This window comes from Pandoraea anhela (assembly GCF_902459655.1).
GTDB lineage: Bacteria > Pseudomonadota > Gammaproteobacteria > Burkholderiales > Burkholderiaceae > Pandoraea > Pandoraea anhela.
Genome location: NZ_CABPSB010000018.1, coordinates 13850 through 33950 on the forward strand (window position 1 = coordinate 13850; position 20101 = coordinate 33950).

Consider the following 20101-nt stretch of genomic DNA (forward strand, 5'->3'; position numbering starts at 1 on the left):
GGCTTCCCACGCGCGGCGACCGGCCAAGCGGCGATTTTCCCGATATCAAGGACATTCGATGCGCAATCTCGACCAGCACACGATTACGCAGGAGGTGATCGACCGACTCGTCGATACCCCCGACCCGCGCCTCAAGGAGGTTTTCAGCAGCCTGATTCGCCATCTTCACGACTTCGCCCGCGACGTTAGCCTGACGGAAGACGAATGGGCCAGAGGCATCGCCTTCCTGACGGCAACCGGGCACAAATGCGACGCCAAGCGCCAGGAGTTCATTCTGCTGAGCGACGTGCTGGGTCTGTCGATGCTGACGGTCGCGATGAACAACGCGAAGCCGCCGCAATGCACGGAAGCGACGGTCTTCGGGCCGTTCTTCGTCGACGATGCACCGCACTACGACAACGGCAGCGATGTCGCCAACGGCGCGGCGGGTGAGCCTTGCGAAGTGAGCGGCACGATTCGCGATCCCGAAGGACGCGCCGTTGCCGGCGCGAAGATCGATGTCTGGCAAGCGGATGCGCAGGGGCTTTACGACGTGCAGCGCGACGAACTCGATCGGCCTCAGGCACGCGGCGTGCTCCATGCGGACAGCGAAGGGCGTTACCACTTCCACAGTGTGCTGGCCGAGGCGTACCCGATTCCCACGGACGGACCCGTCGGCGAGTTTCTGGCGGCAACGGGCCGGCATCCGTGGCGTCCCGCGCACCTGCACTTCCGGATCGAAGCGCCGGGCTATGAGACCCTCGTCACGCATGTGTTTCGCGAAGACGACCGGTGGCTCGATTCGGATGCCGTCTTCGGCGTGCGACAGTCGCTTATCGCGCCGTGGGTGCGGCGCGACGACGGTAGCTATTCGCTGCGATACGACTTCGTCCTGAATCCGGAGACAGCCCCTGTGTCGCAAGCTCGCTGATGCGTTGCGAACGGCCAGCGCACCGCCGCGTGCGCGCCGCACAGCATTGCATTCCCGTAGCGCGCGCATAAGCTTTGCGAAAACGATTGCTTCGCCGGTGTCGGACGCGGCCGTAGGATCTGAGCTTTCCCTCGGTTCCTACCTCGCACGCTTGTGAAGGCCGTCACCATGGCAAATCCGTCCCGATATCGGCAGTGGTTCTCCGCCGCTGTTTCCTCCCCGTCCCGGCTTCAGGTAACGCGTCGACTGCGTCATTTGCCCGATCGGCTGCCTCGCAAGCTCCTGACGCTCGGCGCAGCCCTCGCCGTGGCGGCCGCCGCCCTGTATCTGCGTCCCGCGCAAGCAGCGCCTGCGTCCGGCGACCCGGTCTGGGTCGGTGTGTCGGGACCTGTCACGGGCCAGAATGCCCAGTACGGTTTGCAGTGGAAGCGCGGGTTCGAACTCGCGCTGGACGACATCAACGGCGACGGCGGCATCAAGGGACATCCGCTCAGCCTCGACTTTCAGGACAGTCAGAGCGATCCGCGTCAGGCTGTCGCCATCGCGCAGAAGTTCGTGGGCGATCCGCGCATCCTCGTGGAACTGGGCGACTTCTCCAGTCCGGCGTCGATGGCGGCGTCGCCGATCTATCAGCGTGGCAAGCTGATCCAGTTCGGCTTCACCAACTCGCACCCCGACTTCACCAAGGGCGGCGACTACATGTGGAGTACGTCGATCAGTCAGGCCGAAGAGCAGCCGCTGCTGGCCGACTTCGTCGTGCGTCAGCTCGGGCTCAAGCGTGTGGCCGTGTTGTATCTGAACACGGACTGGGGACGCACGAGCAAGGATCTGTTCACGAAAGCCGCCGAACAATACGGCGCGAAGGTCGTGGCCGCAGAAGGCTATCAGCCCGACGAGAAGGATTACCGCTCGACGCTGGTGCGTGTGCGTGACGCCAGGCCCGACAGTCTCGTGCTGATCTCTTATGCACCGGACGGCGCGCAGATTGTCCGTCAGGCACATCAGGCCGGCGTGACACTGCCGACCATCGGCGCCAGTTCGCTGTATTCGCCCAAGTTCCTCGAATTGGGGGGCGCGGCTGCCGAAGGCGTGCATCTCGATTCGAACTTTTTCCCCAACGATCCGCGCCCGGAAGTGCAGCGCTTCGTGACCCGCTATCGCGCCAAGTACCAGCAGGAGCCGGATGCTTTCGCTGCCCGCGCCTACGACGCCTTGTGGGTCACGGCTACGGTGCTGCGCGAATTCGGCACGTCGCGCGAGGCGGCCCGCAAGGGCTTTGCGCAGGTCAAGGACGCGCCGAGCATCGTCTTCGGCAAAGTCGCCTTCGACCCGCAGACGCGCCGTGTCGCACAGGCGAAGAACGTGCACCTGATCGTCAAACAGGGCCATTTCGTGGTGTGGCAGGGCGACGCATCCAAGGTCGCCGCGAAGTAAGCGCCAATGAGTGCAGTAAGCGCTGATGGGCGCAAGTCTGCGCGACGCCACACGTCGCAACGTTCGGGATGACGTCATGGGTTCATGGTTCGATTACACGATCAACGGGTTGATCGTCGGCAATATTTACGCGCTGCTGGCCGTAGGGCTGGCGTTGATCTTCGGCGTTTCGCATCTGATCAACTTCGCCCACGGCGCCGTGTACTCGGTCGGCGCGTTCCTGGGATGGGTCGCGATCACCTATTTGCATACCCCGCTGCTGGCGACGCTCGCCATCGTCGCGATCGGGTGCGCGTTACTCGGCGCGGCCATCGAACGGCTCGCGCTGCGGCCGCTGCAAAACGCCCCGCGCATTGCACCGCTGCTCGCCACCATCGGCGTGTCCATCGTGATCGACCAGTGCGTGCTGCTCGGCTTCGGCGCGGACCCGCGCGCGCTGCCGAATCCACTGCCGGACTGGCGGTTGTCCATCGGCGGCGGCAACATCGGCGCGCTCGACCTGCTCATCGCCGGTGTCGGTATCGGCACCGCCGCTCTCCTGTTCGGCTTTCTACGCTTCACGCGACTGGGCTGGGCCGTGCGCGCGACCGCGCAGGACCGCGATGCCGCCCGTCAGATGGGCGTGGACGTCGACATCGTCAACAGCACCGTCTTTGCGATTGCGGGCGCGCTGGGCGGCGTGGCGGGCATGCTCGTCGGCATGTATTACAACAGTATCGATCCCTCGATGAGCTATCAGGCAACGCTCAAGGGCGTGGTCGCACAGGTGATCGGCGGCGTGGGCAATGTGCCCGGCGCGATTGCCGGTAGCTTGCTGCTCGGCGTGATCGAGAGCTGGGGAGTCGGGCTGCTCGGATCGAGCTACCGGAACCTGTTCGCCTATGTGTTGCTGATCGTCGTGCTCGTGTGGCGGCCCAACGGGCTGTTCTCGCGCTCGGCGACGCGCGCTCCGGAACCGTTGACGGGCACGTTCATCGCACCGAGCCGGCCGGTCGTCATCCGCCCTCGCTGGTGGGTACTGGCGTTTGCGGTGGCGGCGTTGTTGCCGCTCGCGCCGTCTTCGGCCGTTGGCGATTACCTGCTGCGCACACTGACGAACGCATGGCTGTACGGCTTGCTGGCGCTGTCGCTGCTCGCGCTCGATGCGGGATGGCCTGTGCTCGGGGCGATCCTCGCGGCCAGCGTCGTAACCGGCGTGATCGGTGCGCTGCTGGTCTGGCCGGCGTTCCGGCTGCGCGGCCATTACGTGTCGATTGCGACGCTGGGCATCGGCGAAATCGTGGCGCTCGTCGTGCTCAACGGCGGCAGCATCACGCGCGGCCCCATCGGCGTGGCAGGGGTTCCGCCGTTGTCGCTGGGTGGCTACGAAGTGCTCGACGTTCGCGGCCAGTACTGGATCGCGCTGGCAGTGCTGGGGGCGCTCTCGCTCGCGCTATGGCGGCTTCTCGGCTCCCACCTCGGACGGACTTGGCGCGCCATGCGCGACGACGACGTGGCGGCACGCGCGCAAGGTATCGCACTCGATCGCTATAAAGGGCTCGCCTTCGGCATTGCCGGGGCGGTGGCCGGCATGGGCGGCGCGATCATGGCGCACATTTTCTCTTACATCAATCACGAGACGTTCACGTCGCAGGTGTCCGTGCTGGCGATCACGATGGTCATTCTCGGCGGGCTGGGCAATCTTGCCGGTGCCGCGCTCGGCGCCCTCGCGCTGATCGGTCTGCCGGAGTGGTTCCGGGCGCTTGCCGACTATCGCATGCTGATTTACGGGGTGGCGCTGCTGCTCCTGATCCGCTTCCGTCCTCAAGGTTTGCTGGGAACCCGCTGATGGCTTCGTTACTACAGATCGATGGCCTCACGCGCCGCTTCGGCGGGCTGACGGCGCTCGCGCCGCTCACGCTTCACGTGAGCGAAGGCGAACTCGTGAGCGTGATCGGCCCCAACGGCGCGGGCAAGACGACATTGTTCAATGTCGTGAGCGGCGCGGATCGTCCGGACAGCGGCCGCGTCACGCTCGCCGGGCGTGATATCACCGGCTGGACACCGGAAGCGGTCGCCCGCGTCGGGCTGGCTCGCACGTTTCAGCACGGACGCGTCTTCGCGAACCTGTCTGTGCTCGATAACGTGCTCGTCGGCGCGCATACGAAGCTGCAGGCGGTGATACCGGGGCGAGGGCTCGCACGGTGGTCGGGACCCGTCGCAGAGTTGCTGCTGGCGCTGCTGCGCCCGCGTTCGGTGCGCGCCGAAGAGGCGGCGCTTCGCGAACAGGCGCTGGCGTTGATCGCGCGCTTCGGCGAGCGTCTGACGCCACGTCTGGATCACCCGACGCACAGCCTGTCGTATGCGAACCGCAGACGCGTAGAGATCGCGCGGGCGCTGGCGTCGCAGCCGCGTATTCTCCTGCTCGACGAACCGACGGCGGGCATGAACCCCAGCGAGACGGCGCAAATGCAGACGCTCATCGCGGAACTCAAATCGGAAGGGCACACGATCCTGTTGATCGAACACAAGCTCGAGATGGTCATGGCGCTGTCGGACCGGGTGATCGTGATGGACGACGGTCACAAGATCGCGGAAGGGCTGCCGGAGCAGGTGCGACAGGATCCGCGCGTCATCGAAGCCTACCTCGGCACGCGTTACGCGCAGAACGCAGTGCACGCAGACGCGACGGGGAACGATAGCCAAAGGAATAGGGAAGCCGCATGAGTCTGCTGGAACTGTCGGGGATCGACACGTATTACGGCGCGTCGCAGGTCCATTTCGACCTCGGATTCTCGATCGACGAGGGCAAGATCGTCTGTCTGCTGGGGGGCAACGCGAGCGGGAAGTCGACGACGATGAAGATCGTACTGGGCTTGCATGCGCCGCGTCGCGGCACGGTACGCTTCGCGGGTGAGGACATTACCGGACTCAAAACGCCTGCCATCGTGAGGCGTGGCATCGGTTCGGTGCCCGAGGCGCGGCGTCTGTTCGGCGCCATGACCGTGCGTGAGAACCTGCTCATGGGGGCGTATGCGCGTCGCGACAAGGCGGCGATACAGGACGACTACGAACGTATGCTGGCGCTGTTCCCGCGCCTGAAAGCGCGGCTGACGTTCGCGGCGGGCGCGCTTTCGGGCGGTGAGCAGCAAATGGTCGCCATGGCGCGGGCGTTGATGGGCAGGCCGCGTCTGCTATGCATGGACGAGCCGACGATGGGCCTGTCACCGCGCTACGTCGATCACGTGCTGGCATTGATTCAGACAGTCAACAAGGGCGGTGTGACGGTCTTCATGGTCGAGCAGAACGCGAACCTTGCGCTGGCGATCGCGCACGACGCCTACGTGCTTCAGACCGGCCGCATCGTGTTGCACGGCGATGCCCGCACGTTGCTCGACGATCCGCGTGTTCAGGACGCATACCTCGGTGGCAATCCGGGCACGGCGTCGCACTAAACGAGGGGTTTGACGAGACGATGACATCGTTTCGTATTGGGCGCCTCAACTTCGGGTTGAGAATTTGACGGGGGGTGGGTAGGAATACATTTTGATTTCCTAAATAAAAATAATGTCAACGATGAAGATCCAGAGCGCCCCCAGTCAGTCTACCGATCTCGCAAATCACCCGGCCACTTCGACGCCGGCCCCGCTCAAGCCGGAACCGGCGCATTTATCCGCCGAGCCCTGCGCATCCTCACCACCGCTCAAGCCGTTTCGCCCGTCTGTGTCGGAAGCCGGAGGCCGCAGGCCGCGCGCAGCGCTCCCTGCCCGCCCCACGGCGGCCGCGCTTGCTGCGGACGCATCGGCCTGCGCCCCTTCTGCGCCCCCGACGCCCCCGACGTCCCCTGTGGCGCGGGTGGAGACAGCCGACGCGCGTGCCGCGCGACAGGCCGGTGTCCATGCCGTCGTCTCCCAGTACTTCATGCGTCACGCCACCGATGGCGAAGACTCCAATCGTGCCGCGCTCGCCGCGCAGATCGACGACCGTGTTGCCGGTCTGGTTGCGATGGGTGAAACAGGGGAGAGCGTGGCGGCGACGTTCGCCAAAGCGCGTCGGCTCGACATCGTCAGTGCGACAGCGCTGGGCGTCACTTCGGTGCCGTTCGGGATCGCGTCGCGCATGCTCGACGCGGTGCCAGGTATCGGTAACGCGGTCGTTGCGGGCATGAACGCCGTGCCGGGTCTCCGGCACGCGTCGGAAACCTTCAAGCCGGGGTCTGCCGCCGGGTTGGTATCGGGCGTTATCGATCATGTTGGCTCCCAGGCGGCGGGGCCGGCGATGGCGAACACGGAATGGCTGGCGTCGCCCTCGGCGGCGCTCGAAGGTGCGATGCCCGAGGCCAAAGCCAACGCGGAAGGGGGCATGTTGCGCGCCGTTTGGCAGAACGCCGCCTCGATTCAGGCATTCACGGTACGCAACGTGGTGCGAGGTGTCGTCGGACCGACGTTGACGGTGTTGGGGCACGTGGCCGCAGCCGCCAAAACCGATTCGTGGCTGGCTGCCGTCGGGTCGCCGATTGCGGGGGCGGGGTTCAACCTCAGCAACCGGTATTTTGCCGAGAAGGACCATCGTATCGGCCCCGAGTATCTGCTGGGACGCAATGACTGGAAAATCCAGTATCAGGCGCTCAAGGCCGCGACATGGACCGGGGCGGTTGCAAACGGCACGGGACGCGTGGCGAAGGCCCTCGTCAATACCGTTGACGCGACGCTCAGCGCGCCGAGGACCCTGCTCTCGGCGCCGAGCCTTGCGATGAACGTGGGCGCGCTGGGCGTGGGGCTGGGGGCCGTGACGATGGCGACGAGTGGGGCAGCCAAGCTGGCGAAGCGGGCAGGGGCCGGGGCGGCCGGCGTATCGGCGGCCACGCATGCGGCGCGAACCGTGGCGTCGGCGGGCGTGTTTGCATCGTGGACCACCGCTGCCATTGTGACGCAGCCGGTCGTCGATGCAGCGCGAGGCGCTTCCGCCGCCATTGGCGATCGGGTCCAGAAGGGCGTATCGACGGCGGTGAAAGCGGGCTCGGATACGGTTGGCAGGAGCGCGCAGGCCATCGGCAGGCAGGCGGAAGCCGGTGCGAACTACGTCGGACCGAGGCTAAGCCTTGCGCGCGACGCGGTCCTGCGGCGACGCCCCAATGCGACGCCACAGCCCATGGCAAGCGCGGAGTCGCATGAAATGCCCGTCGTGCCGCGCGGCGACAATGCCGTGTAGCCGTAGCGGTCGGCAGACGCCGCCATAACGTCTGCTCGTCTGCCCGTCCGGCCTGCGCCGGCCTTCGTCGGCCTTCGTCGCCCCGGGTCGTCCGGCGTTGGGAATAAACCCCGATCCTCAAGTGTTTCACGGGCAGTCGCCGCAAGTGCGATCTCAATGGACTGTACCGGAAACACTGATCGGGGGTAACGAAATGACTATCGTACGGCGTCTCGTCATCACGCTGGGCGTGGCTTTGTTCGCGCTGGCGTTCGTCGGCGGCTACGGCTTGCTGCAACTGAAACGCTCCTTTACCCGTATCGAGGGACTGGAGACGCAGACCATTCCCGGCCTGCAATCGATCTCCATGGCGCTCGGCGACGTCGGCGACATGCGGCTGAACCTTTACCGGTATGTGGTGGACGGCGTGGACGACGCCAGCCGCACGTCGATGGCGCAGATCATCGCGGACGCCGACCGTCGATACGATCAACATCTCGATGAATATCGTTCACACGGTTTCATCGACGCCGCCGATCGCCAGTTGCTCGATGCCGACGTTGCCAACATCGCCGCCTATCGCCAGGCGCGCCTGACGTTCTTCGAGCGCATGCGCGCCGGCGAGCGCGACGCTGCGCTCGACATGCTGCACGACGGCGGTGCGGTCCACACGGCCGCCGACAACCTGAACCGAGGCCTGCACAAGCACCTCGCCTACGACGTCGAGCACGGGCAGACGGTGCGCGCCGAGAATGCACGTGCCTACCGCCTGGCGACCGGTGTCATGGCCGCGATCATTCTGGCCGCACTGGTGCTGACGGGCGCGCTGGGCGCTCGTCTGTATCAACTGATCCGGGACGGCTTGCAGCGTCTTCAGCACACCTTGCAGTACATGAGCGAATCGCTCGATCTGTCGCAACCGGCGAGCATCGCCCGCATGGACGAAATCGGCCTGACCGCCGTGGCCCTGAACCGGTTGCTCGAACGGATTTCGGTCGTCATCACGGAAGTGCGCACGTCGAGCGACGCCGTGAGCGTGGCGTCGCAGCAAATCGCAGCAGGCAACATCGATCTGTCGTCGCGCACGGAGCAACAGGCGGCGTCGCTGCAACATACGGCGGCGAGCCTCGGTGAGATTACGCAGACGGCGCAGCGCAACGCCGACAGCGCCAATCGGGCCAATACGCTCGCCATCGACACCTCGCGGATTTCCGAAGAGGGCCATCGGGTCGTCAGCCGCATGGTCGAGACGATGAGCGATATTTCGTCGAGCGCGTCGCGCATCGCGGAGATCACCAACCTCATCGAGGGCATCGCCTTTCAAACGAACATTCTCGCCCTGAATGCCGCCGTCGAAGCGGCGCGAGCCGGTGAACAGGGACGAGGCTTCGCGGTCGTGGCCGCCGAGGTGCGCAACCTTGCGCAGCGCTCCTCGAGTGCTGCCAGAGAAATTAAGGGATTGATCGAACAATCGGTCGTCACCGTGCAGGCGGGATCTGCGCAGGCCGAGGAAGTCGGGCGGGTGACGGCGTCGGTGCAGCAGGCCGTGAAGCGCGTGATGAGCATCGTGGGCGAGATCGCCACGGCGTCGGACGATCAGGGGCATCGCATCGAGCAGATCCATCAGGCTATCGGTCAGATCGACGAAGTCACGCAGCAGAACGCCGCGCTGGTCGAGGAGGCGGCCGCCGCGTCGCAGTCGCTCGACGAGCAGGCCACGCGCATGCGGGAAACGGTGGCCGTGTTCACCGTGGCGGCGGCTGCCTGACCGGCGCCGCTATCCGCGCGCACGGTTAGGTCAGCGCACGCGCAATCCCCACAGGGCGTCGAGCACATGACGGGTGGCGCGTTCGAGCGTGCCCGTCGCGTGCGCGATGCCCAGTTCCCGCCACAGCGCAGGGCGTAACGGATGCATGGCGATGCGCGCGTCGGTATGGGGGGTGGTGGCCTCGTGCGGCAGCAGAGCGGCGCCGTAGCCTGCCGCAACCAGACTCTTGATCGCGTCGTTGTAGTTGAGTTCGATGCGCGGTGTCGGGTGATGGCCTGCGGCGGCGAACCACTCGGTGGTTTGCCGCGATAACCGCGTGGTGCTGTCGTTCAGGATGAGGGGTTGCGTGGCCAGCCAGTCCGGTGTCACGTGTTTCGGGCCTGGCCAATGCGCCGGCACAAACGCCATGACGGGATCGCGACGCCATGGCTTGAGCGTGAGCCCTCTGACCTGCGACTGCGGCAGCGCGACCAGTCCCAGATCCAGCGCACCACGATGCAGGCGGCTGAGCGTCTCCTGAGACGTGAGAACCGCGACCTGGACGTCGATATCCGGATGCGCCAGACGCAGCGCTTCGAGCGCTTGCGGGAGCAGGTGAGCGATGGCTCCGGTGGAGGCGCCGATCCGCACACGTCCGGCCAGCCCCTGCGCATGACGCCGGATGTCCTCCAGCGTGCGCTCCGCGTCGGCCAGCAAATGCCGCGCGCGCTCGATCAGTGCTTCGCCCACCGAGGTCGGTCTGACGTGCCCGCGCTTACGCGAGAGCAACTGTGCGCCGACGCGAGCCTCCAGATCCGAAATATGCAGACTGACCGTGGGCGGCGAGAGATGCAACGCCTGTGCGGCGTCGGCGAACGAACCGCTGTCGGCAACGGCGACAAGCGTCTTCAACCGGTCGAGACTGATTTCTCTCATGGTGTCGTCTTGATTCAGAAAAATGGAATTTCAGATTCATGAAATTCAACTTTTTTTATTTTACGCGAGGCGCGAACATGGTGGCTCGACACGGTTCACGAACGAGGGATGGGGGTAATCGCAAATGGCTTCTCCGCTGATTTTCATCGATGGCGATCAGGGCACCACCGGCTTGCAGATTCACGAAAGGCTGCGCGGTCGCACCGACATTGCGCTGATCACGCTGCCGGACGCGCATCGCAAGGACCCGCAGCGTCGCGCAGAGGCCATCAACGATTGCGATATCGCGATTCTGTGCCTGCCGGATGCCGCCGCGCACGAGGCCGCCGAATCCATCGTCAATCCGCGCGTGCGGGTCATCGATGCGAGTTCCGCGCATCGCATGCACGCGGCATGGGTCTACGGCTTTCCCGAAATGATGAAAGGGCAGGCGGCGCGCGTGGCGAGCGCGAGTCGCGTCTCCAACCCCGGTTGTTATCCGACGGCCGCGATCGGGCTGCTGCGGCCGTTGCTCGATGCGGGGCTGGTGCCGCGCGACTATCCGGTCGGCGTCAACGCCGTGTCGGGGTATTCCGGTGGCGGGCGCGCCGGTGTCGAGGCGCACGAAGGGCCGCATGCATCGGGCCGGTCATCGCATCGCGTGTACGGACTGGAACTCGCGCACAAGCACACCCCGGAAATCGAGAAGCACGCGGGTCTGGTGTTCCGGCCGATGTTCGTGCCCTCGTACGGTTCGTACCGCCAGGGGATCGTGCTGACGATTCCGCTCGAGACGCGGTTGCTGGCATCGGGCGTGGACGGCGAGACGCTGCATCGTTGCCTGTCGGCTCACTACGCCGATGAAAAATATGTGCAGGTGATGCCGATGCAAGCGCCTGGCGTTGTGAAACAACTCGATCCGGAAACGCTGAACGGCACCAACCTGATGCAGTTGAGCGTGTTCTCGCACAAGGAAAACGGCCAGATTTTGCTGGCGGCCGTGCTCGACAACCTCGGTAAGGGGGCGTCCGGCGCGGCGGTTCAGAATCTGGAATTGATGCTCGCGCAGTAAGCCTTCGGCGCGGCCGGGCGCCATCGTGTGTCTGGCCGATGCCGTTTAGTGTTCGTGTTCATGCGAATGCGGTATCGTGGTGACTCCCGCCATTTGTTGTTGAAGTCCTCGATGATTCCGCGTCACTCCGATCCAGCGTTTTTTCAACTCCTGGCGCGTAGCCATGCCCGACTGCTTGGCCGCCCGCTTGTCCCTGACGATGTCCCTGCCGGTCAGGCCGCCGAATGGCTTTATGAAAGCGCCCCGTTCGCGGTGCTCGCGCACAACACGGCGACCGATCCGGTATTCATGTACGGTAATAAGGCCGCGCAGCGCCGTTTCGGTTACGACTGGGACGAGATCACGGCGTTGCCGTCGCGCCTGTCCGCCGAAGCCCCCAATCGCGAAGAACGCCAGCAGTTTCTCGAACGTGTGCAGCGTCTGGGCTACGAGTCGGGTTACAAGGGCGTACGCATCACCAAGACCGGTGAGCGATTCATGATCGAAGAAGCCACGCTCTGGCAATTGATCGATGACGACGGCAAGCTTCACGGGCAGGCCGTCGTCATTCCCCGTACCAGCGATCTCTGATCGGTTCAGGGCGTGATCATGACGCGCCCGAATGCCTGACGCGACTGCACGTAGGCGTGCGCGATCTGCGCCTGATCGAGCGGGAAAGCCCGGTCGAGCACAACCTTGAGTTCGCCCGAAGCTACGCGGTGCAGCAGCGAGTCGACGACCGCGTGCACGCGGTCGTGCTCACGATCGAGCCGCGTGGGGAAGTACACGCCATGCACGCTCTGATTGCCGCACCAGAGGCTGACCGGATCCAGCCGGGTCGTGTCGCGCCCCGAGACGCCCACCGTCACGATGCGACCGCCGTAAGCCAGTGCATCCACGCCGCGCACGAGCGTGCTGCCTGCAATGCTATCGACGATGAGGTCGACGCCCCGCCCCCCGGTGAGCGTTTTGACGCGCGCAACGAAGTCGTCGCTGGCGTAATTGATGCCGGCGGTCATGCCGAAGGACGTCAGGCGCGAGAGTCGTTTTTCGCTGGAGGCCGTCGCGTAGACGGTTGCCCCGGCGGCGCTCGCCAACTGGATCGCCGCGAGGCCCAGCGCACCCGCGCCCGCATGTACCAACACTGTCTGACCGGCCTGAATTTGGCCGGTGTGGAACAGGCATTCGTGTGCGGTGCCCCAGGCAACGGGCGCCGCCGCCGCCTGCATCAGATCCAGCGAATCGGGCACGATCCATGTGTCCGCTGCGGGCGCGGCTACGCGCTCGGCGTGCGAGCCCCACGCCAGCACGGCGACGACGCGCTGCCCGACCTGCCGGTCACTCACCTGTGCGCCGACCTCTCTGACGACGCCCGCACATTGATAGCCGACGATATGCGGCACACGTGCCAGCGGACGAATCTCACGGTTGATGAGGTCGCCGCCTTCGAGCGAGATGGCCTGAATGTCGATGACGACGTCGTGAGGACCGCATACCGGATCATCGACGGATTCGAAGCGGAAGACCTCAGGTCCTCCGTTCACGTAATACACAGCTGCTTTCATTTCGGTGTCTCTCCTGGAACGGAATCACTGCGCCGCAATCGGCACGATCGCACCGATACGCCAGCCATCGGGCGTGCGCACGGCGACTTCGTAGACGAGGTAGGGCGCGGTGCGGGCGTCGGCATCGGTATGGCCCAGCGTGATTTGCGTAGGGGCATACAACTGGGCGACATCGGGGGTGAGCGCCACGATGCGCAACTGCGCCATGTCGGGCGCGAATTTCCATACGCCCTTGAACGTCTCGCGGAAATGCTCGACCAGCGCCGCTTTGCCCCAGTAGCGGTAGGCGCGTGCGACGAAGACGACGGGGTCGGTCCCGTCGGCCGACGCGTCTGCGAGCACCGACGCGAACGCGGCGAGGTCGTGGGCCGTGGCCGCGCTGGCCTGTTTCGCGAAAAGGGCGGCGATCTGTTCACGGTCGCTGTCGCTGAAATTCGTCGCGGCGCGGCCCGGCAGGGGGAGAACGGCCATTGCGCATGCGAGCGCAATGGCCAATGTCGTGACGGCTTGCCTGAACATCGCGGCACTCCTTATTGCGCCGGAACGGGCAGAATCGCCGTGAACTTCCAGCCCTGAGGCGTGCGCACGGCAAATTGGTTGATGAGGAACGGCGCGGTGACGGCGGGCTTGCCCGGCGCGCCGAGCGTCACTTGTGTCGGTGCATAGATTTGCGCCGTGTCGTCACTGAGCGGGATCACCCGAATCTGGCGCTCGTCCGGCGCCAGATGCCACGTGCCCGCGAAGGCTTCGCGAAAGTGCTGCATCACGGCGTCTTTGCCCCAGAAGCGATAGGCCCGCGCCACGAACGACACGGGGGAAGGGCGTTGCGCATCGCCGTCGGCCAGCACGGTGTCGAGCGCTGCAATGTCGTGTGCGTTCTCCGCCGCGACCTGCGTGAGAAACAGCGAACGCACGCGTTGCTCATCGTCGGACGACCAGGTGGCGGCGAACGATGCGCCGGCATGCATCATGGCAAACGCCAGGATCGGGAACCGCGTGCGACTAAGAAGGGAATGCCGCATAAATATCCTTATATGCCCGTATATGGAAAATAAAACGCGGACTGGGCGGCCCGCGTGACCGGTGAGTCGGTTATCGACGCTCGGCGGCGCCGGTGTCCTGGAGATCCAACGCGGCGATACGCGCCATGATGCGGCGCATGGCAAGTGCGTCTTCCTTGCCGAAGCGGGCTTCGAACTGCTGCTGCGCACGACTCCAGGCGAGTTTGCCTTCGGCTTCGAGCGCTACGCCTTCGTTCGTCAGCGTGACTTCGCGCTCGCGCCGATCGCGTTGGCCCACGCGGATCGCGATGAGTCCGTCGCGTTCGAGGGGGCGCAGATTGTGGCCCATCGTCGCGCGGTCCATGACAAGCGCGTCGGCCAGATCCGCGATGGTCGACGGCCCACGGGCCACCAGCAGCTTCAGGATGGCGTATTGCGTGCCGCGCAACCCGGTTTCGGCGAGACAGGCATCGTAAAAGCGCGTCACATGCCGTGCCGCCTTGCGCAGGGCGGTGTTGTTGCAGACGAGGGGGGCCGGGGGCGAAGCGTTCATACCGATGCTCGATGCTCAGGTGAGACGATGTCCGGATTATGTGGGCATATGCCCGTATAAGTCAAACGACACAAAATCATCGTGGCGCGCGGGAGCCGTTTTGCGCCGACGGAGGATTCAGTGTGGCGCGAGCATTGCCAGACAGGCGGCCGTCATCCGTTCGGCCAACACGGCGCTGCCCGCGACGTTCGGATGGAGGCGCGAAGCGTCGAGCAAAGGGGCCGGGCCATCGTGGCGGTACCGGGCCACATCGCCGAACGCCGATTGCAGGTCCACCACCGGCAGGCCGTAACGCGCGGCAATCGATGCCGCCGCGTCCTGATAGGCTGCCATCGGACGTGTGCGTCGTTGCGGCTCGTCGCCGCAATTCTCGGGCGAGCACGCGAGGGTGAGCTTGAGCGAAGGCAACTGGTTGCGCAGACGCTCGACGATCTCCGCGAGATTCGTGCGGTAAGCGGCGGGCTCGATATCCCGTTGGTCGTTGGTGCCGAGCAGCAGCACCGCGGCATCGATGCCGAGCGAGTGAATGCCGGCAAACCAGCCGCCCGAGCGCATCGCGCCCAGCCAGTCGGCGGTCGTGCTGCCGCCCGCACCGAGGTTGTGGAGGCGAACGCCCGGCATGCCCGCAACGTCGGCGCGGTGTTCGATGCCGGCGAGCGTCACCCTGCCTTGCGCGACGGCGATATCCAGTTCCCACGTGCCCGTCTCGGGAAATTCCTGCAAGGCATAGCGCGATTGCCCTGACCCGCCGCCGAGCGTCAGACCGTGCCAGCGTCCGCCATTCCAGCGGTAGTTGATTGCGCCGCCGGCAAACGCGTGCAGCACGACCGCAGATGTCGCATCGCCCAGCCACGTCACCCGAATCAGATCGCCGGGGGTGTCGCTCGTGCTGGTGCAGATGTCCGGCGTGGGCTGATCGCGTACGTTGGTGCGCCAACTCCCGACCCCCGACTGATGCCACCGGTCGGGCTCGGCGGAGCCGCCGCGCCGGTCGGTGGCCGTGGTGTAAGACAAACCGCACCAGCCGCCGCCGGCATCGCCGAAGCGCTCACGTAATGTGCGAGCGAGTTGGGGGACGAAGTAGGTCGGGGCGCAGCCGGTCGCCGCGAACGGCAGACCGGAGCCGCGCACCCAGCTATCGCCGAGCAATGCGAGGGTTCGCGAAGTCCTGGAAATACGTTGCATAGCGCAAGGCAGAGTTGCGATAGCGGTAGACGATATCAGAACACGTGACGAATGCCGACTGTCGCACCGACCTGCGAACTGGTGGACGACGCCGACAGGTTCGCCACGGCGGCGACGGCGGCCTTGCCCGTCGAATCCACCCCCGACGCGCGCTGATACACCATCACTGCGTAGACGTCGGTGCGTTTGGACAGCGCGTAATCCGCGCCGAGGTTCCACTGACCGTAGTTCGCGCCGGACACGCTGCCCACCGAACTGCCGTGCGTGAGCGCGTACGACAGGCCGAGTTGCACCACCGGCACGGGACGCCACGTCACGTTCAGTTCATACGTGTTGAACACGGCGGTGCCGGCGAGCTTGAGGGGATTCAGGCCGTTGCCCGGCGTGCCGCCCAGATGCTGAAACTCCACGTTCGTGTAGATGCCGCCGACACGCACCGCGCCGATCCGATAGGCCGCGCCGGCCGCCACGACCTGCATCGTTTTGGCGGACGCAAACCCGCTGTAGACCGGGCTGTTCATGTTGAGCGAACTGGTCGACGTCGCGGTGTTCGCGCTTGGGTTCACCCCTCAGTTGGCGTAGTTCGGGTTACGTACGTTCTGGTACGCGACGCCGGCGTCGAGCGGGCCGTTGCGGTAGGCTCCGGCGAAGCTGAAGCTCTGGCTGTTGCTGAAGTCGCCCGCCTTGTTGCCGAAGCTGTAAGCGGATTCGAACGACAGACCGTTGAAGTCGGCGCTCGAGAACTTCACGGCGTTGTTGGTCCGGTTCGAGCCGCCGAGGTTATCCAGGTCGCCCGGGTGTGCGCCGTACACGCCGGCCCACGACTTGACCACGTCGCCGTGCGCCGAGCCGGTGGCCGAATAGCTTGCCATGTAGTCGGTAAGCGCATCGTACTGACGGCCCAGCGAGACGGTGCCGTAACGGTTTGCCAGCCCGAGCGTCGCGCGTCGGCCGAACAGCGACCCACCTTGTGCGAGCGCGCCGGTGTCGATGTTGTAACCGCCTTCGAGACGGAACACGGCCGACAGCCCGCCGCCGAGATCCTCCTTGCCGGTCATGCCCCAGCGGCTGCCTTGCAGGTTGCCCGAGGCCAGCTGGTATTGCGACGCGCCCTTGGCGTTGTTGTTGTAGACGAATCCGTTGTCGATCAGACCGTACAAACGGACGTTGCTGCTCTGTGCGAAAGCGCTCCCGCAAACCAGACAACTGGTGAGCGCAATCGCCGGCATTCCATACTTCATCGTGATATCTCCAGGGGACCTGAACCCGCAAAGGCACAGCGCGGCGAGTCGGCTGTCACGAAGGCTTTCCTTCGCGGGCGTTGTTGTAAGCGTGATTGGCAAGTCGACTGCGCGCCGTCGGGCACAGGGCGTTTGCGAGGGCAGAGTTTTCAAGAAAAAGAAATGTCGCGGAAGCCAAGTTCAGCGGTTCACGATCGATTTTTCCGATAGGGTTTCGATCCCCGGGAAAACCCTGATTCAAGCCGGTTTGGCGGGATTGGCGGCCGACAATCCATGCGGGACTTTGCAGCGCACGCGAATCGGTAGATGAACGGTTTTTCGACGGGGGCGCGGCGTCGTGATCGGCAAAAGCGATACCGATCGCCGAGTCGGTGCTTCCCGGGCGAGATTTGGCCTCTTACGATGATCGGGTGTCAGGGTTCCGGCATGCCTCTTGTGTGCGGAAAACCCATGAAAACCAGGCAAATCCAAGACTTGACGAGACAAAACACGATGAATGCCAATGAAGCCTTTCCGCTGGTCGATGTGAGCGGCGGCCCCTTCGAGCGCGGGCTGGCGCACGGACGTCAGGTGCCCGAGCGTGTGGCGCGCAGTCTGGCCCTGTATCGATCGCAACTGGACAAGCGCGGCGTGTCGCATGAGCGTCAGCGCGCCTTGTCGGCCCGCATGATGCCGATCATCGAAGCGTTCGACGCGACCTATCTCGAGGAAATGCGCGGCATCGCCGAAGGCGCGGACCTGGCGATCGAGGACATCGTGTTGATCAACTGCCGCACGGAAATGATGTACGGCCATGAAGAGATCGGCGAAGCCCGCAAGGCGCTCGACGACGGTTGCACCGGTCTCATCGTCATGCCGCCGGCGAGCGCGACCGGTCGCCTGATGCACGCCCACAATTGGGACTGGCGTGCGGAGTGTGCGGACACGGGCATCGTGCTGCGCATGCGTCGCGACGACGGGCCGGATCTGCTGGTGTTCACGGAGGCCGGCACGCTTGGCCGTCACGGCATCAACAGCGCAGGCCTGTCGCTCTCCGGCAACTTCCTCACGTCCGAGCGCGATTACGTCAACGCCGGTCAGGCGGACACGCCGCTCGCGCTGATTCGCCGCCGCATGCTCGATTCGACCAGCATGGCCGACGCGATGAAGGCGCTGTGGAGCACGCGTCGCTATGCGTCGAACAATCTGATGCTGGCCGACGCCAGGGGCGAGGCCGTCGACCTCGAATGCGCGCCGGACGAAATTTTCTGGCTCACTCCGGAAGACGACGTGCTGGTGCACGCCAACCACTGGATGTGTCCGGTGGCGCGCACCAAGCTGCGCGATCTCGGTCTGGCCAAAAGCCCGGATTCGATCTACCGTCAGCGCCGGGTCACGCAGGCGCTGCAGGACGCGCGCCGCGCGCACGGCAAGATCGACTGGCACGTCGTCAAGGCGGCGCTGGCCGACGACTTCGGTGCACCGGTGGGCGTGCTGCGCGTGCCGCGCAAGATCAGCTTCGACAGCATTGCGGCGACGGTCTCGACCACGCTCATGGACGCCGCCGAGGGCGTGCTGTGGATCGCGCGCAAGCCGTACGAATCTCGCGAATTCGTGGAATACCGCCTGCGCTGAGATCGCAGGCCGGTCGTTCAGGCACGCCGGGTGACGTCATCAGGAGACAACGCCCCGGCGCCGGTTCTTTCTATCCCAACGATTTCCGATGTTCCCAAAAACAATGACGACAATGTCGCGCCATCGGCTGCGCACGCGTGTGCGCGGCGCGACGCTGGCTGCCACGGCCCTCGCCGCTGCGGTCCTCGCGCTCGCGGGCACGGCCGTCGCGCAGACCGCTGCGCCGTCCGCCGCGGCGCCACATCACGAGATTCGCTTTGCGCTCAGCACCGACACGCCCACGTCGATGCCGGGCAGCATTTTGCGTAACACCGCGACCGACACGATCCTCGCGCATGTGGTCGAGTCGCTCGTCGCGCTGCGCGCGGACATGAGCATCGGCCCGATGCTCGCCGACACGTGGGACATCTCGCCGGACGGCAAGACCTACACGTTCCATCTGCGTCACGGCGTGCACTTCCACAACGGCAAGACGGTCACGGCTGCGGACGTGAAATGGAGCTACGAGTACTTCATGAACCCGAAGACCGGGTTCTACTGCCGCCGCGCCTACGACGGCCATACCGGCGCGAAGGTGGTGGGTGTGCACGCGCCTGACCGCCACACGGTAGTGTTTTCGCTCGACAAGCCCTCGGCGCTGTTCCTCAATCACATGACCGATCCGCGCTGCCCGATGGCGGTGCTCAGCCCCGATAGCGTCGATGCGCAGGGCAAGTGGGGGCAGCCCATCGGCACGGGGCCGTATCGGTTCGGCGACTGGCAGCCGGGGCAATACGTGCTGCTCAAACCGTTCGACGACTACCAGCCGCGCAAAGAGCAAGCCAGTGGTCTGGCCGGCAGCAAGATCGCGCACGCCGACGTGCGTTTCGTTGTCATTCCCGACGAGACCTCGCAACTCTCGGCGCTCATGGCCGGGCAGATCGACGCGATGAACATGTCGGAGCAGATCGTGCCGCCGAAGGATCCGCGCTGGCACATCGTGGCCGGACCCGGGGCCGATCCGGCAACATTGCTCATCCAGAACCGCGATCCGCTGCTCTCCGATGTGCGCATTCGACGCGCCATCGCGCTGGCCGCCGACCTGCCGGGCATCGCGAACGCCGTGACGGAAGGCCGCACGGGCTACAACCCGTCGCTGGTGCCCAACGCCAGCGCGCTCGCCACCGACGTCACCAAGGCCGGTTACGCGCAGTCGTTGCCCGAGGTCCGGCGTCTGCTCAAGGAGGCGGGGTATCGCGGGCAGACGATCACGCTGGAGACGAACCGCCGCTACTCGCATATGTTCACGATGGCCGTGTACCTGCAATCGTTGCTCTCGCGCGCCGGGATCAACGTCAAGTTGCAGGTGGTCGAGTGGGGCAAGCAACTCGCGGACTATCGCGCGGGCCGGTTTCAGTTGATGGCATTCGGCTACACCGCGCGCACCGATCCCGCGCTGATCTTCGCCGACGTGCTGGGCGACAAATCGCGCAACCCCCTGGTTCAGTGGGAGGACCCGGATGCGCTCGCGCTGCTGCGTAGCATCTCGGGCGAAACCAATGAAGCGGTGCGCGCCAACGTGCTTGCCGAACTGCACCGGCGCATGCTGGCCGATGCGCCGATGCTGGTGCTCTACGACTCGCCGGACCTGATTCTGGTCAGCTCGCGCCTGCATGGCGTGACGACCTGGCCGTTGCGTCTGAAGCGCTTCTATAACGTTACGAAGGACTGAGGGCC

At 65.3% G+C, this 20101-nt stretch carries 17 protein-coding genes and 1 pseudogene; 11 read left to right on the forward strand and 7 right to left on the reverse strand.

Annotated elements, in window-relative coordinates; genetic code table 11:
• Positions 1 to 58 precede the first annotated feature (58 nt).
• From PAN31108_RS20585 to PAN31108_RS20615, 7 genes are all read left to right on the forward strand, one after another.
• Positions 59 to 910: an intradiol ring-cleavage dioxygenase gene (locus PAN31108_RS20585; RefSeq protein ID WP_150670634.1), complete on the forward strand. Its 852-nt coding sequence runs from the start codon at positions 59 to 61 to the stop codon at positions 908 to 910.
• 168 nt (positions 911 to 1078) lie between these two features.
• Positions 1079 to 2344 (forward strand): ABC transporter substrate-binding protein, encoded by a 1266-nt coding sequence (locus PAN31108_RS20590; RefSeq protein WP_150670635.1) that lies wholly within the window; start codon positions 1079 to 1081, stop codon positions 2342 to 2344.
• 76 nt (positions 2345 to 2420) lie between these two features.
• On the forward strand, positions 2421 to 4172 hold the full coding sequence (locus PAN31108_RS20595; RefSeq protein WP_150670636.1) for an ABC transporter permease: 1752 nt from the start codon (positions 2421 to 2423) through the stop codon (positions 4170 to 4172).
• The gene (locus tag PAN31108_RS20600) at positions 4172 to 5050 is read left to right on the forward strand and encodes an ABC transporter ATP-binding protein (RefSeq protein ID WP_150670637.1); all 879 of its coding nucleotides are present in this window, start codon (positions 4172 to 4174) and stop codon (positions 5048 to 5050) included. The genes PAN31108_RS20595 and PAN31108_RS20600 overlap by 1 nt, the downstream gene beginning before the upstream one ends.
• On the forward strand, positions 5047 to 5778 hold the full coding sequence (locus PAN31108_RS20605; protein WP_150670638.1) for an ABC transporter ATP-binding protein: 732 nt from the start codon (positions 5047 to 5049) through the stop codon (positions 5776 to 5778). The genes PAN31108_RS20600 and PAN31108_RS20605 overlap by 4 nt, the downstream gene beginning before the upstream one ends.
• Before the next feature lie 400 nt (positions 5779 to 6178).
• A complete protein-coding gene (locus tag PAN31108_RS20610; protein ID WP_150670639.1) occupies positions 6179 to 7534 on the forward strand; it encodes a hypothetical protein in 1356 nt (451 codons plus the stop codon).
• 193 nt (positions 7535 to 7727) lie between these two features.
• Positions 7728 to 9281 (forward strand): methyl-accepting chemotaxis protein, encoded by a 1554-nt coding sequence (locus PAN31108_RS20615; protein WP_150670640.1) that lies wholly within the window; start codon positions 7728 to 7730, stop codon positions 9279 to 9281.
• A gap of 30 nt (positions 9282 to 9311) precedes the next feature.
• On the opposite strand, the gene PAN31108_RS20620 is transcribed toward PAN31108_RS20615, so the two are convergent.
• A complete protein-coding gene (locus PAN31108_RS20620) occupies positions 9312 to 10196 on the reverse strand; it encodes a LysR family transcriptional regulator (RefSeq protein ID WP_150670641.1) in 885 nt (294 codons plus the stop codon).
• 124 nt (positions 10197 to 10320) lie between these two features.
• On the opposite strand from PAN31108_RS20620, the gene argC reads away from it, so the two are divergent.
• Both argC and PAN31108_RS20630 read left to right on the forward strand, forming a co-directional pair.
• Complete coding sequence (argC, locus tag PAN31108_RS20625) at positions 10321 to 11247, forward strand: N-acetyl-gamma-glutamyl-phosphate reductase (RefSeq protein WP_150670642.1); 927 nt, start codon at positions 10321 to 10323, stop codon at positions 11245 to 11247.
• 111 nt (positions 11248 to 11358) lie between these two features.
• Positions 11359 to 11817, forward strand: coding sequence for an MEKHLA domain-containing protein (locus tag PAN31108_RS20630; protein WP_150670643.1), 459 nt, complete (start codon positions 11359 to 11361; stop codon positions 11815 to 11817).
• Between the two features lie 5 nt (positions 11818 to 11822).
• Here PAN31108_RS20630 and PAN31108_RS20635 read toward each other — a convergent pair whose 3' ends face one another.
• The 6 genes and pseudogenes from PAN31108_RS20635 to PAN31108_RS20660 all read right to left on the reverse strand — a co-directional run bounded on the left by PAN31108_RS20635 (position 11823) and on the right by PAN31108_RS20660 (position 16771).
• Positions 11823 to 12791 carry a quinone oxidoreductase family protein gene (locus tag PAN31108_RS20635; protein WP_150670644.1) on the reverse strand — a complete coding sequence of 323 codons (969 nt, stop codon included), beginning with the start codon at positions 12789 to 12791 and terminating at the stop codon, positions 11823 to 11825.
• A gap of 24 nt (positions 12792 to 12815) precedes the next feature.
• A complete protein-coding gene (locus PAN31108_RS20640) occupies positions 12816 to 13310 on the reverse strand; it encodes a YybH family protein (protein ID WP_246184062.1) in 495 nt (164 codons plus the stop codon).
• 11 nt (positions 13311 to 13321) lie between these two features.
• A complete protein-coding gene (locus tag PAN31108_RS20645; RefSeq protein WP_150670645.1) occupies positions 13322 to 13762 on the reverse strand; it encodes a YybH family protein in 441 nt (146 codons plus the stop codon).
• A gap of 121 nt (positions 13763 to 13883) precedes the next feature.
• On the reverse strand, positions 13884 to 14345 hold the full coding sequence (locus tag PAN31108_RS20650; RefSeq protein WP_246184063.1) for a MarR family winged helix-turn-helix transcriptional regulator: 462 nt from the start codon (positions 14343 to 14345) through the stop codon (positions 13884 to 13886).
• Positions 14346 to 14462: 117 nt separating this feature from the next.
• Positions 14463 to 15530, reverse strand: a complete 1068-nt coding sequence (locus PAN31108_RS20655) for an SGNH/GDSL hydrolase family protein (protein WP_150670646.1) — start codon at positions 15528 to 15530, stop codon at positions 14463 to 14465.
• A 35-nt stretch (positions 15531 to 15565) separates the two neighbouring features.
• Positions 15566 to 16771: pseudogene (locus tag PAN31108_RS20660) on the reverse strand (porin).
• Between the two features lie 492 nt (positions 16772 to 17263).
• Between PAN31108_RS20660 and PAN31108_RS20665 the strand changes: the two are divergent.
• A complete protein-coding gene (locus PAN31108_RS20665) occupies positions 17264 to 18385 on the forward strand; it encodes a C45 family autoproteolytic acyltransferase/hydrolase (protein WP_150670647.1) in 1122 nt (373 codons plus the stop codon).
• Between the two features lie 103 nt (positions 18386 to 18488).
• Positions 18489 to 20096, forward strand: coding sequence for an ABC transporter substrate-binding protein (locus PAN31108_RS20670; RefSeq protein WP_281350126.1), 1608 nt, complete (start codon positions 18489 to 18491; stop codon positions 20094 to 20096).
• Positions 20097 to 20101: the final 5 nt, after the last annotated feature.

What these genes read in the sequence shown, in the direction of transcription:
- PAN31108_RS20585 (WP_150670634.1), top strand. Translation starts at nt 59, where the DNA reads ATGCGCAATCTCGACCAGCACACGATTACGCAGGAGGTGATCGACCGA.
- PAN31108_RS20590 (WP_150670635.1), top strand. Translation starts at nt 1,079, where the DNA reads ATGGCAAATCCGTCCCGATATCGGCAGTGGTTCTCCGCCGCTGTTTCC.
- PAN31108_RS20595 (WP_150670636.1), top strand. Translation starts at nt 2,421, where the DNA reads ATGGGTTCATGGTTCGATTACACGATCAACGGGTTGATCGTCGGCAAT.
- PAN31108_RS20600 (WP_150670637.1), top strand. Translation starts at nt 4,172, where the DNA reads ATGGCTTCGTTACTACAGATCGATGGCCTCACGCGCCGCTTCGGCGGG.
- PAN31108_RS20605 (WP_150670638.1), top strand. Translation starts at nt 5,047, where the DNA reads ATGAGTCTGCTGGAACTGTCGGGGATCGACACGTATTACGGCGCGTCG.
- PAN31108_RS20615 (WP_150670640.1), top strand. Translation starts at nt 7,728, where the DNA reads ATGACTATCGTACGGCGTCTCGTCATCACGCTGGGCGTGGCTTTGTTC.
- PAN31108_RS20620 (WP_150670641.1), bottom strand. Translation starts at nt 10,196, where the DNA reads ATGAGAGAAATCAGTCTCGACCGGTTGAAGACGCTTGTCGCCGTTGCC.
- argC (WP_150670642.1), top strand. Translation starts at nt 10,321, where the DNA reads ATGGCTTCTCCGCTGATTTTCATCGATGGCGATCAGGGCACCACCGGC.
- PAN31108_RS20630 (WP_150670643.1), top strand. Translation starts at nt 11,359, where the DNA reads ATGATTCCGCGTCACTCCGATCCAGCGTTTTTTCAACTCCTGGCGCGT.
- PAN31108_RS20635 (WP_150670644.1), bottom strand. Translation starts at nt 12,791, where the DNA reads ATGAAAGCAGCTGTGTATTACGTGAACGGAGGACCTGAGGTCTTCCGC.
- PAN31108_RS20640 (WP_246184062.1), bottom strand. Translation starts at nt 13,310, where the DNA reads ATGTTCAGGCAAGCCGTCACGACATTGGCCATTGCGCTCGCATGCGCA.
- PAN31108_RS20645 (WP_150670645.1), bottom strand. Translation starts at nt 13,762, where the DNA reads ATGATGCATGCCGGCGCATCGTTCGCCGCCACCTGGTCGTCCGACGAT.
- PAN31108_RS20650 (WP_246184063.1), bottom strand. Translation starts at nt 14,345, where the DNA reads ATGAACGCTTCGCCCCCGGCCCCCCTCGTCTGCAACAACACCGCCCTG.
- PAN31108_RS20655 (WP_150670646.1), bottom strand. Translation starts at nt 15,530, where the DNA reads ATGCAACGTATTTCCAGGACTTCGCGAACCCTCGCATTGCTCGGCGAT.
- PAN31108_RS20665 (WP_150670647.1), top strand. Translation starts at nt 17,264, where the DNA reads ATGAATGCCAATGAAGCCTTTCCGCTGGTCGATGTGAGCGGCGGCCCC.
- PAN31108_RS20670 (WP_281350126.1), top strand. Translation starts at nt 18,489, where the DNA reads ATGACGACAATGTCGCGCCATCGGCTGCGCACGCGTGTGCGCGGCGCG.